Annotated in this window: 13 protein-coding genes; 10 read left to right on the top strand and 3 right to left on the bottom strand. The window is 65.5% G+C overall.

Going from position 1 to position 13,906, the window contains the following annotated elements; all coding sequences use genetic code 11:
* Nucleotides 1-95: 95 nt before the first annotated feature.
* The gene (locus I6F12_RS31830; RefSeq protein WP_036024154.1) at nucleotides 96-650 is read right to left on the bottom strand and encodes a fasciclin domain-containing protein; all 555 of its coding nucleotides are present in this window, start codon (nucleotides 648-650) and stop codon (nucleotides 96-98) included.
* A gap of 341 nt (nucleotides 651-991) precedes the next feature.
* A complete protein-coding gene (locus tag I6F12_RS31835) occupies nucleotides 992-1,753 on the bottom strand; it encodes an SDR family NAD(P)-dependent oxidoreductase (protein ID WP_225152248.1) in 762 nt (253 codons plus the stop codon).
* Nucleotides 1,754-1,839: 86 nt separating this feature from the next.
* Here I6F12_RS31835 and I6F12_RS31840 point away from each other — a divergent pair, with 86 nt between their 5' ends.
* The 10 genes from I6F12_RS31840 to I6F12_RS31885 all read left to right on the top strand — a co-directional run bounded on the left by I6F12_RS31840 (nucleotide 1,840) and on the right by I6F12_RS31885 (nucleotide 13,412).
* A complete protein-coding gene (locus I6F12_RS31840; RefSeq protein ID WP_109142022.1) occupies nucleotides 1,840-3,369 on the top strand; it encodes a malonyl-CoA synthase in 1,530 nt (509 codons plus the stop codon).
* Between the two features lie 509 nt (nucleotides 3,370-3,878).
* Complete coding sequence (gene sdhC, locus I6F12_RS31845; RefSeq protein WP_036002772.1) at nucleotides 3,879-4,277, top strand: succinate dehydrogenase, cytochrome b556 subunit; 399 nt, start codon at nucleotides 3,879-3,881, stop codon at nucleotides 4,275-4,277.
* Nucleotides 4,274-4,690 (top strand): succinate dehydrogenase, hydrophobic membrane anchor protein, encoded by a 417-nt coding sequence (gene sdhD, locus I6F12_RS31850; RefSeq protein ID WP_036002745.1) that lies wholly within the window; start codon nucleotides 4,274-4,276, stop codon nucleotides 4,688-4,690. The genes sdhC and sdhD overlap by 4 nt, the downstream gene beginning before the upstream one ends.
* Nucleotides 4,691-4,693: 3 nt before the next feature.
* Nucleotides 4,694-6,529, top strand: a complete 1,836-nt coding sequence (gene sdhA / locus I6F12_RS31855; protein WP_036002747.1) for a succinate dehydrogenase flavoprotein subunit — start codon at nucleotides 4,694-4,696, stop codon at nucleotides 6,527-6,529.
* Between the two features lie 42 nt (nucleotides 6,530-6,571).
* Nucleotides 6,572-7,354: a succinate dehydrogenase iron-sulfur subunit gene (locus I6F12_RS31860; protein ID WP_036002750.1), complete on the top strand. Its 783-nt coding sequence runs from the start codon at nucleotides 6,572-6,574 to the stop codon at nucleotides 7,352-7,354.
* Nucleotides 7,355-7,540: 186 nt separating this feature from the next.
* The gene (locus I6F12_RS31865) at nucleotides 7,541-9,685 is read left to right on the top strand and encodes a hybrid sensor histidine kinase/response regulator (protein ID WP_225158028.1); all 2,145 of its coding nucleotides are present in this window, start codon (nucleotides 7,541-7,543) and stop codon (nucleotides 9,683-9,685) included.
* A 54-nt stretch (nucleotides 9,686-9,739) separates the two neighbouring features.
* Complete coding sequence (locus I6F12_RS31870) at nucleotides 9,740-11,686, top strand: ABC transporter ATP-binding protein/permease (protein ID WP_225144791.1); 1,947 nt, start codon at nucleotides 9,740-9,742, stop codon at nucleotides 11,684-11,686.
* Between the two features lie 164 nt (nucleotides 11,687-11,850).
* Entirely contained in the window at nucleotides 11,851-12,675 is an 825-nt protein-coding gene (locus tag I6F12_RS31875; protein ID WP_225114865.1) for an FkbM family methyltransferase, read from the top strand.
* A gap of 25 nt (nucleotides 12,676-12,700) precedes the next feature.
* Complete coding sequence (locus I6F12_RS31880; RefSeq protein WP_225114866.1) at nucleotides 12,701-13,087, top strand: VOC family protein; 387 nt, start codon at nucleotides 12,701-12,703, stop codon at nucleotides 13,085-13,087.
* Nucleotides 13,088-13,169: 82 nt separating this feature from the next.
* Complete coding sequence (locus I6F12_RS31885; protein ID WP_225158029.1) at nucleotides 13,170-13,412, top strand: hypothetical protein; 243 nt, start codon at nucleotides 13,170-13,172, stop codon at nucleotides 13,410-13,412.
* A 288-nt stretch (nucleotides 13,413-13,700) separates the two neighbouring features.
* Here the strand turns inward: I6F12_RS31885 and I6F12_RS31890 are convergent.
* Nucleotides 13,701-13,906: hypothetical protein (locus tag I6F12_RS31890; RefSeq protein ID WP_225158030.1), on the bottom strand; the 206-nt coding region annotated here is incomplete at its 5' end.

A 13,906-nucleotide genomic window follows, 5' to 3' on the forward strand; every position in this document is an offset into this window, starting at 1 on the left:
CGTGAGGCTATTGTGGTCACAAAAGAGCGAGCCGGGTATCCCCGGCTCGCGGTCTGAGGACGTCCTGTTCGGGGATGAAACAGGATCGCGCGGTGTTACGTCGCCGGCATCAGCACGGTATCAACCACATGGATCACGCCGTTCGACTGGTTGACGTTGGTGATCGTCACCATCGAGGTGCCGCCCTTGGCGTCGACGATCCAGACCTTGCCGTCCATTTTCTTCACCGTCAGCTCCTCGCCTTCGGCGGTCTTCAGCTTCTTGCCGTCGGTGAGGTCGGAAGCCGCGAGCTTACCGGGCACGACATGGTAGGTGAGGATCTTGGTCAGCGTTGCCTTGTTCTCGGGCTTGACCAGGTTGTCGACGGTGCCGGCCGGCAGCTTGCCGAAGGCGGCGTTGGTCGGCGCGAACACCGTGAACGGGCCCTTGCCTTCGAGCGTCGGCACCAGGCCGGCCGCCTTCACCGCCGCCACCAGCGTGGTGTGATCCTTGGAGTTGACCGCGTTCTGGACGATGTTCTTGGACGGGTACATCGCGGCGCCGCCGACCATGACGGTCTTTTCCTCGGCACTGGCGGGCGCGACGACGGTCGCGGTGAGGGCCAGGGCGCTGAAGGCGGCGGCAGCGAGATAGGCAATGCGCTTCGACATGAGAGAGTCTCCCGATTGAATTGAGACCGGCGTTGGCCGGCGTTGAGTTGAGCAACAACGGCGCCTGCGACAGTTAAGGGTGATGCAGCAGTGCCGTCGTTGGACCGAACTACGGGAGGGTTTCAGGTGCGGTTTCGGGGAAAAATTCTTTGTGATGGGTGAAACTATCGGCGGGGATGTTCGTGTGCGAACGAGAGCACCCGGACAAGCGTAGCGAAGCAGTAGGGTGGGCAAAGCGAAGCGTGCCCACCAAACGCAAATGCGGAGAGAGATGGTGGGCACGGCGCTTCGCGCCTTTGCCCATCCTGCGACGGCGTACCCGTTGAGGCAGTGTCCTCGCCTCAATCCCTGTTGTTCGGCGTCTGAATGAACCCGCGATTATGCGTCGGGCTGATCAGCACTTCGTTGATGCAGACCCGCGCCGGCATGCTCGCGATGAAGGCGATGGTACGGCCGAGATCTTCGGGCTGCAGCATCTTCGCCTGCTCGGCTTCGCTCGGCACCACCGGTCGCAGCTTCAGGATCGGCGTCGCCACCTCGCCCGGCATCAGGCAGCAGGCGCGCAGGCCGTTGACGCATTCGTCCATGTTGAAGGAATGGGTCAGCGCCAGCACCGCGTGCTTGGTGGTGGTGTAGGCCGGGCCCGGCATCTTCGAGACGTGACGGCCGGCCCAGGACGAGACGTTGATGATGGAACCGTCCTGCTGCTTGCGCATCGTCGGCAGCACGGCGCGCATGCAATAGAGCACGCCGTTGAGATTGACCTGGACCAGTCTGTCCCAGCCCTCCAGCTCCATGTCCTTCCAGCTGCGCTTGGGGACATTGATGCCGGCGTTGTTGACGAGCAGGTCGATGCGGCCGTGCTTCGCGACGATCTGGTCGGCCGCCTTCTGGGCTGCGGCCGCGTTGGCGACGTCGAGCGCAATGGCCTCGGCCGCGCCACCTGCACTGCTGATCTTCGCCACCACGGCGTCCAGGGCTGATTGCCGCCGTCCGGACACCACCACCGTCCAGCCGTCGGCAGCTAACGCCTCGGCGCCGGCCTCCCCGATCCCGCTGCCGCCACCCGTGACCCAGGCCACGCGTTTCCCGCTTTTTGACATGCAAACTGTCTCCGTTGCTTGATCGGGGCGGTTTTTGCTAATCCAGCCCGCGGTTTTGACCGGCCTGTGCCGGCGAGGAATGTTGCATGAACCAAGCTGCCAACGCCAATTTGTTTTCCCGCCTGTTCGAGGGCCTCGCCGATCCGAAGCGGCTCGCGATCGAGACGCATGACGGCGCCCATATCAGCTATGGCGATCTGATCGCGCGCGCGGGCCAGATGGCGAACGTGCTGGTCGCGCGCGGCGTGAAGCCGGGCGACCGCGTCGCGGTACAGGTGGAGAAGTCGGTCGCCAATATCGTGCTGTATCTCGGCACGGTGCGCGCCGGCGCGGTCTATCTGCCGCTGAACACGGCCTATACGCTGAACGAGCTCGACTACTTCATCGGCGATGCCGAGCCGTCGCTGGTGGTCTGCGATCCTGCCAAGGCGGAGGGGCTCGCGCCGATCGCAGGCAAGGTGAGGGCGAAGGTCGAGACGCTCGGGGCTGACGGCAAGGGCTCGCTGACGGAGGCCGCCGACAAAGCGAGCCGCGAATTCACGACGGTGCCGCGTGAAAGCGACGATCTCGCCGCGATCCTCTACACCTCGGGTACCACCGGCCGCTCCAAGGGCGCGATGCTGACGCATGACAATCTCGCGTCTAACTCGCTCTCGCTCGTCGACTATTGGCGCTTCACCGACAAGGACGTCCTGATCCACGCGCTGCCGATCTACCACACCCACGGCCTGTTCGTGGCGACCAACGTGACGCTGTTCGCCCGGGCGTCGATGATCTTCCTGCCGAAGCTCGATCCGGACCTGATCATCAAGCTGATGGCGCGCGCCACGGTGTTGATGGGCGTGCCGACCTTCTACACCCGCCTGCTGCAGAACCCTGCGCTGTCGCACGAGACGACGAAGCACATGCGGCTGTTCATCTCGGGTTCGGCGCCGCTGCTCGCCGACACCCATCGCGAATGGTCGGCGCGCACGGGCCATGCCGTGCTCGAGCGCTACGGCATGACCGAGACCAACATGAACACGTCGAACCCGTATGACGGCGAGCGCGTGCCCGGAGCGGTCGGCTTTCCGCTGCCGGGCGTCTCCGTGCGCGTGACCGATCCCGAGACAGCGAAAGAGCTGCCGCGCGACGAAATCGGCATGATCGAGGTGAAGGGGCCGAACGTCTTCAAGGGCTATTGGCGCATGCCGGAGAAGACCAAGGCCGAATTCCGGCCCGACGGCTTCTTCATCACCGGCGATCTCGGCAAGATCGACGCCAAAGGTTACGTGCACATCCTCGGACGCGGCAAGGATCTCGTGATCTCCGGCGGCTTCAACGTCTACCCGAAGGAGATCGAGAGCGAGATCGATGCCATGCCTGGCGTGGTGGAGTCGGCCGTGATCGGCGTGCCGCACGCCGATTTCGGCGAGGGCGTCACCGCGGTGCTGGTGCGCCAGCCCGGCGCGAGCATCGATGAAGCGGCCGTGCTGAAGGGCCTCGACGGGCGCCTCGCGAAATTCAAGATGCCGAAGCGGGTCTTCGTGGTCGACGAGCTACCGCGCAATACGATGGGCAAGGTGCAGAAGAACGTGCTGCGCGAAACGTACAAGGATATTTACGCGAAGAAGTGAGAGAGCTCCGCTCTGTCGGCGTCATTGCGAGGAGCTCTTGCGACGAAGCAAGCCGGCGGCCGAGACCAACAGATAGCACCTGACACGTCGCACGGTCAGGCTGGGGTGGAATGCAGGGTGCGCATATCCGCCCGGAGCGCGGGAACCGGTGCGCGTGCCGGGAGTCGCGGTGGGTCGCAGCCGGGACGGTTTACCCTCGGCATCGTCCCCTCGCACGTTGCGGCCGCACGGGCCCAAGGCGGCTTAGAGGCGTTCCAATAGCGATTTCAATGCGCCGTACGCTCGCGCCAAAGAGATGAATTTGGATTCCTATGTTCGTTGGCGGACCGATGGGCTGGTATACCAAGGCCCTGATTGGCCTTGGTTCATCAAGGCCATAGAGCTGAACCACAATTCGGTTTATGGCGATTTGGTGATTGCGCAGGCCAGATCGACTCCGTAAATAGAGCCCACCTTTCGCGATCCCCGCGCGCCCCATGCTGGGCCGCAACAAACATCAAAAGCCGCCCATGACCGCACGGATCGAACGACCGCTTTCGCCGCACATCCAAACCTATCGCTGGACGCTGACGATGGCTCTGTCCATCGTGCACCGCGCCACCGGTATCGCCCTTTACGTCGGAACCCTGCTGCTGGTCTGGTGGCTGGTTGCCGCGGCCTCCGGCCCGGCCGCCTATGCCCATGTCCAGGCCTTCTCCAGCAGCATCCTCGGCCGGCTCATCGTGTTCGGCTACACCTGGGCCCTGATGCACCACATGCTCAGCGGCATCCGGCATTTCGTCTGGGATCTCGGCTACGGCTTCAAGGCCAACGAGCGCGAAGCGCTGACCTGGGGCGCCCTGGTCGGGGGCATCGCACTGACGGTGCTGATCTGGATCATCGCTTATGCGAACGGAGGCGGCCGATGAGCTTTGACGAGTCCCACGGCTCTCCGAAGCGTCCCTCGATGCGCACCCCGCTCGGGCGCGTCCGCAATCTCGGCGCCGCGCATTCCGGCACGTCCGATTTCTGGCGCCAGCGCATCACCGGCGTCGCCATGACGCTGCTGATGATCCCGGCGCTGGTCATCATCATGATGCTGCTCGGCCGCAACCAGGTCTACGCGGCGCAGACCCTGAGCTCCATTCCCGTTGCGGTGATCCTGCTCCTCTTCATCTTCGCCAGCGCCTGGCACATGAAGATCGGCATGCAGGTGGTGATCGAGGACTACGTCCATAACGAGAAGCTCAAGCTCACCGCGATCATGCTCAACAATTTCTTCTCGGTCGCCGTGGCGCTCGCCTCGACCTACGCGATCCTGAAGCTTTCTTCCGGAGTGTAACCCATGGCCGCTGAGACCAATGGCAAGGGCAACGGCGCTCCCGCCACCAACGGAAAAGCCTATCCGATCGAAGACCATACCTACGACGTCGTCGTGGTCGGCGCCGGCGGTGCCGGCCTGCGCGCCGTCGTCGGCTGCAGCGAAGCCGGCCTCCGCACCGCCTGCATCACCAAGGTGTTTCCGACCCGTTCGCACACGGTCGCGGCGCAGGGCGGCATCTCCGCTTCGCTCGGCAACATGCACAAGGACGACTGGCGCTGGCACATGTACGACACCGTGAAGGGGTCGGACTGGCTCGGGGACCAGGACGCGATCGAATACATGGTGCGCAACGCGCCCGACGCGGTCTACGAGCTCGAGCATTGGGGCGTGCCGTTCTCGCGCACCGAGGACGGCAAGATCTACCAGCGTCCGTTCGGCGGCATGACCACCGAGTTCGGCAAGGCACAGGCGCAGCGCACCTGCGCCGCCGCCGACCGCACCGGCCACGCCATGCTGCACACGATGTACGGCCAGTCGCTGCGCCACGCGGCCGAGTTCTTCATCGAGTTCTTCGCCATCGACCTGATCATGGACGACCAGGGCACCTGCCGCGGCGTCATCGCGCTCAAGCTCGACGACGGCACGCTGCACCGTTTCCGCGCCCAGACCACGATCCTGGCGACCGGCGGCTATGGCCGCGCCTATGCCTCCTGCACCTCGGCGCACACCTGCACCGGCGATGGCGGCGGCATGGTGCTGCGCGCCGGCCTGCCGATGCAGGACATGGAGTTCGTGCAGTTCCATCCGACCGGCATCTACGGCTCGGGCTGTCTCGTCACCGAGGGTGCGCGCGGCGAAGGCGGCTATCTCGTCAACGCCGAAGGCGAGCGGTTCATGGAGCGCTATGCGCCGTCGGCAAAGGACCTCGCTTCGCGCGACGTGGTCTCGCGCGCGATGACCATCGAGATCCGCGAGGGACGCGGCGTCGGCAAGAAGAAGGACCACATCTTCCTGCATCTCGACCATCTCGATCCCGCTGTGCTCGCCGAACGCCTGCCGGGCATCTCGGAATCGGCCAAGATCTTCGCCAATGTCGACGTGACGCGCGAGCCGATCCCGATCGTGCCGACCGTGCATTACAACATGGGCGGCATCCCCACGAACTATCACGGCGAGGTGCTGACCAAGAAGGACGGCGACGACAACGCGGTGATCCCCGGCCTGATGGCGATCGGCGAAGCGGCCTGCGTCTCCGTGCACGGCGCCAACCGCCTCGGCTCCAACTCGCTGATCGACCTCGTCGTGTTCGGCCGCGCCGCCGCGTTGCGCCTGGCCGAAAAGCTCACACCCAACGCCAAGCAGCCCGAGCTGCCGACGAACTCGGCCGAGATGGCGCTCGGTCGCCTCGACCATTACCGCTACGCCTCAGGCGGCACGCCGACCGCGAAGCTGCGCGAAGGCATGCAGCACGTGATGCAGAACAATTGCGCCGTGTTCCGCACCGGCGAAGTGCTGAGCGAAGGCCAGAACCTGATCGCGAAGGTCCACAGCGGCATCACCGACATCGCCGTCTCCGACCGCTCGCTGGTCTGGAATTCGGACCTCGTCGAGACGCTGGAGTTCGACAATCTGATCTCGCAGGCGGTGGTGACGATGAACTCGGCCGCCAACCGCACCGAGAGCCGCGGCGCCCATGCCCGCGAGGACTTCTCCGAGCGCGACGACAAGAACTGGATGAAGCACACGCTGGCCTGGCTGGACGATGCCGGCAAGGTCAGGATCGAGTATCGCCCGGTTCACAACTACACCATGACCAACGACGTGCAGTACATCCCGCCCAAAGCTCGCGTTTACTAAACGTCGCGCGTGTATTGATCGAACAGCGAAGGCCTTAATCGAATGGTTGAATTCGCACTTCCGAAGAACTCCAAGATCACTGGCGGCAAGACCTGGCCGAAGCCCCCGGGCGCGACCGAGCTCCGCGAGTTCAAGGTCTATCGCTGGAATCCGGACGACGGCAAGAATCCAAGCGTCGATACCTATTACATCGACACCAATGATTGCGGCCCGATGGTGCTGGACGGCCTGATCTGGATCAAGAACCACATCGACCCGTCGCTGACCTTCCGCCGCTCCTGCCGTGAAGGCGTCTGCGGCTCCTGCGCGATGAACATCGACGGCCAGAACACGCTGGCCTGCACCAAGTCCATGCACGACGTGAAGGACGGCGCGGTGAAGATCAACCCGCTGCCGCATCAGCCGGTGGTCAAGGACCTCGTCCCCGACCTCACCAATTTCTACGCGCAATACGCCTCGGTCGAGCCCTGGCTGAAGACGACCTCGCCGACGCCGCAGAAGGAATGGCGCCAGAGCCACGAGGACCGCGAGAAGCTCGACGGCCTCTACGAGTGCATCCTCTGCGCCTGCTGCTCGACCTCCTGCCCGAGCTATTGGTGGAACAGCGAGCGCTATCTCGGCCCCGCCGCGCTGCTCCAGGCCAACCGCTGGGTCTCGGATTCGCGCGACGAGGCCACCGGCGAGCGGCTCGACAATCTCGAGGACCCGTTCCGGCTCTATCGCTGCCACACCATCATGAACTGCGCCAAGGCCTGCCCGAAGGGCCTCAACCCGGCCGAAGCCATCGCCGAGCTCAAGCTCAAGATGGTCGAACGCCAGATCTGAGGCGAAGTCCCCCTTCCGCCCCGGCTAAACCGGCCGGGGTGTTCTGCATTTGCCGTTAATTCGAGCAGAATTTTTCTCTGACCCGCTCGACGCGCAAATTTCCGGCTCGCAACCAGCGGTTCCAGCACAAGCTGCTTCCTTCCTTGCGCGGGATTCAGTTAAGCTCCCGTCAGGGACGGAGCGACTGTGCAGAGGGCGCAACGCAACTCGCTGAGGCTGTTGCAGTGGATGATGGCGGCATCCCTGGCGCTGCCGATTGGGCTGTTCGTCGTCGCCGCCGCGATCTCCTACACATCGACCAACGATACCGCCGACCGCGAGATCGAGCGCACGGTCGATGTCGCCCATGAGCACGCGCTCAAGGTCTTCGAGACCATCGACCGCAGCCTCGCCGAGCTCAACGAGGTCGTGCGCGGTCTGCCCGACGGCATCATCCGCGAGCGCGAGCCGACGCTGCATCGCCGGCTGAAGCGGCTGACCGATTCGCTGCCGCAGCTCAAATCGGCCTGGATCTTCGACGCGAACGGAAAGGCGCTGGTCAACAGCCTCGTCTCGCCGCCGCCGGACCTGAGCTTTGCCGACCGCGATTACTTCTATTCCCATGTGGACCAGAGCATCGGCACGTTCATCGGCACGGCGCTGACGCCACGACCGCCCTATCAGGGCGCCCGATTCTTCGGCGTCAGCCGCCGCCGCGAGTCCGACGACGGTCGCTTCATCGGCGTGATCCAGGCCTCCGTGTTGCCGGAATATTTCGAAAGCTTCTATGCCAGGATCGGCACCGATCCCGGCAACTTCTTCGCGATGGGGCGCACCGACGGCGCAATGCTCGCGCATTTTCCCCGGCTCGACCACGAGCTTCGGCTCGATCCGACCGGACCGGTGGGCCAGAAGATCGCGACCCAGCCCGTGCACGGCCTCATCACGGTCGCCTGGCCCTCGGACGGGATCGAGCGGCGCATCGCCTACCGGCGCGTCGCCGAATATCCGATCTATGTCAGCGCCGGGTTGGAAACGTCTGCGATCCGCGCACGCTGGCTCGCCACCATCGGCCAGCATCTGGTGTTCGGCATTCCCGCCACCGCGCTGCTGTTCCTGCTGCTGGTGCTCGCTCTGCGGCGTACCCAGCACCTTCAGGCCGAAGCTGCAAAGCGGCGCGAGGCCGAGGAGGCGCTCAAGCACAGCCAGCGGCTGGAAGCGCTCGGCCAGCTCACCGGCGGCGTCGCGCACGACTTCAACAACCTCCTGACGGTGATCCGTGCTTCGGTCGATCTCTTGAACCGTCCGCAGCTGACGGAGGAGCGGCGACAACGCTACATCACGGCCATTGCCGATTCGGTGGCGCGTGCGGCCAAGCTGACTTCGCAATTGCTCGCCTTTGCGCGGCGCCAGACCCTCAAGCCGGAGGTGTTCGACGTCGGCGCACGGCTGCAGTCGCTGCACGACATGCTCGCCACGCTACTGGGCCCCGCGATCGAGATCGTCATGCAGCTGCCGGCGGAGCCGTGCCTCGTCAATGCCGATGCCAGTCAGTTCGAGACGGCGCTGATCAACATGGCGACCAATGCGCGCGATGCCATGCAAGGCCAGGGGCGAATCGTTTTCAAGGTCGAGGCCACGACGACCGTTCCGGACGCGCTGGTGCAGCTTTCGGCCAGCCCAGACCACGGCTTCGTCCGCGTCACCGTCAGCGACACCGGCGTCGGCATTCCCGCCGCGCGGCTCGGCCGCATCTTCGAGCCGTTCTTCACCACCAAGCAGGTCGGCCGCGGCACCGGCCTCGGCCTGTCCCAGGTGTTCGGATTCGCCCGGCAGTCCGGCGGCGAGGTGACCGTGACGAGCGAGGTGGGGCACGGCAGCACCTTCTCGCTCTATCTGCCGCGCGTGCCGCCGGGCCTGCTGCCGCAACGCCAAGCGCCCAACACGGCGCCGGCGGTGGCCGGCAGCGGCATGTCGGTGCTGGTGGTCGAGGACAATATCGAGCTGGCCAATTTCGCCGCCGACGGGCTCACCGAGCTCGGCTACAGCATCACGTTGGTCGACAACGCGGCCGACGCGCTCGCCGAGCTCGTCGTGGACACCGACCGCTTCGATGTCGTGTTCTCGGACGTGGTGATGCCCGGGATGACCGGGCTCGATCTGGCGCAGGCGATCCGCGAGCGCGGCCTCGGCGTGCCGGTCGTGCTGACCACCGGCTACAGCCAGGCCCTGTCGCAGGAGGGTACCGGCGGCTGCGACCTCGTGCAAAAGCCTTATACGATCGAGGAATTGTCGCGCGTTCTGCATCGGGCGGCGCGGATCCGGCGCGTCAGGAACGGCGCCGCCGAATAGGGGCACGCGGAACTCTCGTGGGAACCGGCCGAGTTCCCTTGGCGTTGTCCGCTCATGTACAAGCCGGCCGCGACGCGTGAAAAGGGCAAGAAGCCGCCCATCATCGACATCCAGGGCGAGAACGGCGACGAAGTGACACCGCCGCCGCCCGAACTGGTCGAACCCGACCCCGAATTGTCACCCGAGGCAGCCGAGCAGGTCCGCAAGGATTATCTGCTGACACGGTTCTGGATCAGCGCCCGCGGCTTCTGGGGCCGCAACGGCGACCGCCTCGCCTGGCCGTTCTCGGTTGGTCTCGGCCTGCTGATCGTGCTGACCGTCGGCTTCCAATACGGCATCAATGTCTGGAATCGCGCGATCTTCGACGCCATCGAGAAGCGCGATGCGGCGAGCGTCTTCCATCTCACCGCAATGTTCTTCCCGCTCGCGATCGGCAGCATCGTGCTCGCAGTCGTGCAGGTGTTCGCGCGCATGGGCATCCAGCGACGCTGGCGCGCCTGGCTGACGGCGAGCGTGCTGACACGGTGGCTCAAGAACGGGCGCTACTATCAGCTCAACCTTGTCGGCGGCGACCACAAGAATCCCGAATACCGGATCGCGGAGGATTTGCGGATTGCGACCGACTCCCCCGTCGACTTCCTCGCCGGCGTGACGTCGGCGCTGCTGTCGGCCGCGACCTTCATCGTCGTGCTCTGGACCATCGGCGGGGCACTTACCGTCACGCTCGGCGGTTCGTCGGTGACCATTCCCGGCTTCCTCGTGATCGCCGCGATGCTGTACGCCGCGATCGCATCCGGATCGATCGTGGTGATCGGCCGGCGCTTCGTGCAGGTCTCCGAGGGCAAGAACCAGGCCGAAGCCGAGTTCCGCTACACCCTGACGCGCGTGCGCGAGAACGGCGAGAGCATCGCCCTGCTCGGCGGCGAGGAGGAGGAGCGCGACGGCATCGATCGCAACTTCACGAGCGTGCTGCGGCAATGGGCGCGCCTTGCCGGCCAGCACATGCGCACCACGCTGGTGTCGCAAGGATCGAGCCTCGTTGCGCCGGTCGTGCCGCTTCTGCTCTGCGCGCCAAAATTCCTCGACGGCAGCATGACGCTGGGCCAGGTGATGCAGGCCGCGTCCGCCTTCACCATCGTGCAGAGCGCGTTCGGCTGGCTGGTCGACAATTATCCGCGGCTCGCCGACTGGAATGCCTGTGCGCGGCGCATCGCCTCGCTGATGATGTCGCTCGACGGCCTCGAGCGCGCCGAGCAGGGCGACGGCCTCGGCCGCATCAAGCGCGGCGAGACCAGCAACGAGGCCATGCTGGAGCTGAAGGATCTCTCGGTCACGCTCGACGACGGCACCGCCGTGGTCGGCGAGACCGAGGTGGTGATCGAGCCCGGCGAGCGGCTGCTGGTCGCCGGCGAATCCGGCACCGGCAAGAGCACGCTGGTGCGCGCCATCGCCGGGCTGTGGCCGTGGGGCGGCGGCAGCGTGAATTTCCATGCCGATCGCCGGCTGTTCATGCTGCCGCAGCGGCCCTATGTGCCCTCCGGCTCCTTGCGGCGGGCGGTCGCCTATCCCGGCGCGGCCGACCACTGGACTTTGGACGAGATCGGCGCAGCCCTGCACAAGGTCGGCCTCGATCATCTCAAGGAGAAGATCGAGGAGGAGGCACCGTGGGACCAGACCTTGTCGGGCGGCGAGAAGCAGCGCCTCGCCTTTGCGCGGCTGCTCCTGCACAACCCCGACATCGTCGTGCTCGATGAGGCGACCTCGGCGCTCGACGAGAAGAGCCAGGACAAGATGATGCAGATGATCACCGAGGCGCTGCCGAAGGCGACCATCGTCAGCGTCGCGCATCGCGCCGAGCTGGAGGCTTTCCACAGCCGCAAGATCGTGCTGGAGCGACGCAAGGGCGGCGCCAAGCTCGTCAGCGATATCGACCTGATTCCGCGCAAGGGCAGGCGCAGGCTGCTCGGGCGGTTCTTGCGGCAGCGCAAGAAGGCGGCGTGAGGTTCGCGGCGTGTAGCCCGGATGGAGCGCAGCACAATCCGGGAAGATCTATCCGTCAGCAAGAATCCCGGATTTCGCTGCGCTCCATCCGGGCTACGGACCTGAAGTTGGAGTCCTCGTCAAAACCGGTTATGCATGCGCCGCCTGCAACGAGGATCTGCTGCTTGACGTCCGACAATGCCCCTTCGCCCGCGCCGTTCGGTGCGTTTGCGCCCAATGCGGCGCAGGCTGCGATCATCCGCCTCGCTCAACGGTCGGGACTGAAGCGCGGCGCGTTCCGGCCGTGGATGTCGCGGCTGGTCAACCTGCTGCGCAGCGGCCCGGTCGACGTCCAATATCAGGGCGCCTCGTTCCGCTTCCATCACCAGGGCAGCGCGACCGAGCGCGGCGCGCTGTTCAATCCCGACTACAATCTCGACGAGCTCGACTTCCTGCGCCAGCACACCCCTGCGGGCGGCACGTTCGTCGATGTCGGCGCCAATGTCGGCACTTTCGCACTGGTGATGGCGCGGCAGGTCGGGCCATCCGGACAAGTGGTGGCGATCGAGCCGCATCCGCTGACCTTCGGACGGCTCTCGTTCAACCACGCCGCATCGAAGACGCCGCAGGTGCGCCTGGTGCAGGCCGCCGCGGGCGAGCGCGACGGCGAGCTGATGATCGAGAGCGGCGGCGGCAACCTCGGCGCCACCCACGTCGTCACCGGCACGGCCAGTGCCGAGGCCATCAAGGTGCCGTCGCTGCGCCTGGTGCGCATTCTGGAGGAGGCCGGCGTCGGCCAAGTCGATTCGCTGAAGATCGACGTCGAGGGCTTTGAGGACCGCGTGCTGATCGGCTTCTTCCGCGACGCGCCGCAAATGCTGTGGCCGCGCGCGGTGGTGATCGAGCATCTGTCACAAAACGAATGGCAGCAGGATTGTATTGCCGACATGGTCGGGCGCGGCTTTACGATCGCACGCAAGACACGAAGCAATACGTTTTTGTCTCGCTGACGGGTTACGAACAAGGGAGGTTGCGATGATCGATCATCTGGGATTCTCCGTCTCCGACTATGAGCGCGCCAAGGCGTTCTATGCGAAGGCACTGGCGCCGCTCGGCTACAGCCTGATCATGGAGGTCACGGCCGAGCAGACCGGACACGCTGCGGCTGCAGGCTTCGGTGCCGACGGCAAGCCCGATTTCTGGATCGGGGGCGAGGGCGCGATGAACAAGCCGGTGCATGTCGCCATCCACGCCAAGGATCGCACCACAGTCGATGCGTTCTACAAAGCGGCGATGGCGGCCGGCGGCCGCGACAACGGCCCGCCCGGCATCCGCCCGCATTATCACGCGAACTATTACGGCGCCTTCGTGCTCGACCCCGACGGCCACAACATCGAAGCGGTCTGCCACACGCCGGAATAATCCGGTCTCCGAAGCGATGTGACGCGGAACATCGGTGCTGCACCTTCGTTGTTGTTCTCTGACAACGATCCCGATGATGCCGATGCCGATTGAACCGCCCGAGATTCCGCCGTCGACGCCCGGTACGCCGACTGAGCCGCCGCCCGGAATCCCGCCCGGCAATCCGCAGCCCGAAATCACGCCGCCGGTGCGCGAGCCCGGCTCGCCGCCGCGGCCCGACGAATTGCCGGGCCGCATTCCTGAGGAGATCCCATCGCGCGGACCGAACGGGCCGCTCACGCCCAATCCTGCGACGGATGCGATTCCGCCGCGCGATCACGCGTGAAGCAGCGAAGCAATGTGAGGCGATTGCCACCAGCGTCTGAATGCGCAATGAACGTTGCCATAGTGAGATGATTTGCGTGCAGAAATAAATCGGGTCGCAGTTGCATCGCCCGCCACAATGCGGCCTAACGCTTGGCCGTTCATCCCGACACTTCGACAAAGAACCTTCCGGGGAAATTCACCACATGACCAACCTTCGTTTCGTGCTGCTTGCGACGACGGCTCTGACCGCGATGCAATTGGCCAACACCGCATCGCATGCGCAAGACGCTGCGCCGTTCGTCGTCGCTCAGGCCCAGCCGCAGGACGCGGGCCCTGACGGAAGACCGAAGCAGCCGCCGAAGGGACCGCCAGGCGCGGCGCCGCCTGCAGCACCCGCACGCCCCGCGGCTCCGCCGCCGGCGGCTGCACCGCCCCAGCCGCCTGCAGCTCCTCCGCCGGCCGCAGCACCGCCGCGCCCGGCAGCGCCGCCACCGCCTCCGCCTCCCCCTGCGG

Origin of the sequence: Bradyrhizobium sp. IC4059, from assembly GCF_020193615.1 — a bacterium.
GTDB classification, from domain to species: Bacteria; Pseudomonadota; Alphaproteobacteria; order Rhizobiales; family Xanthobacteraceae; genus Bradyrhizobium; species Bradyrhizobium yuanmingense.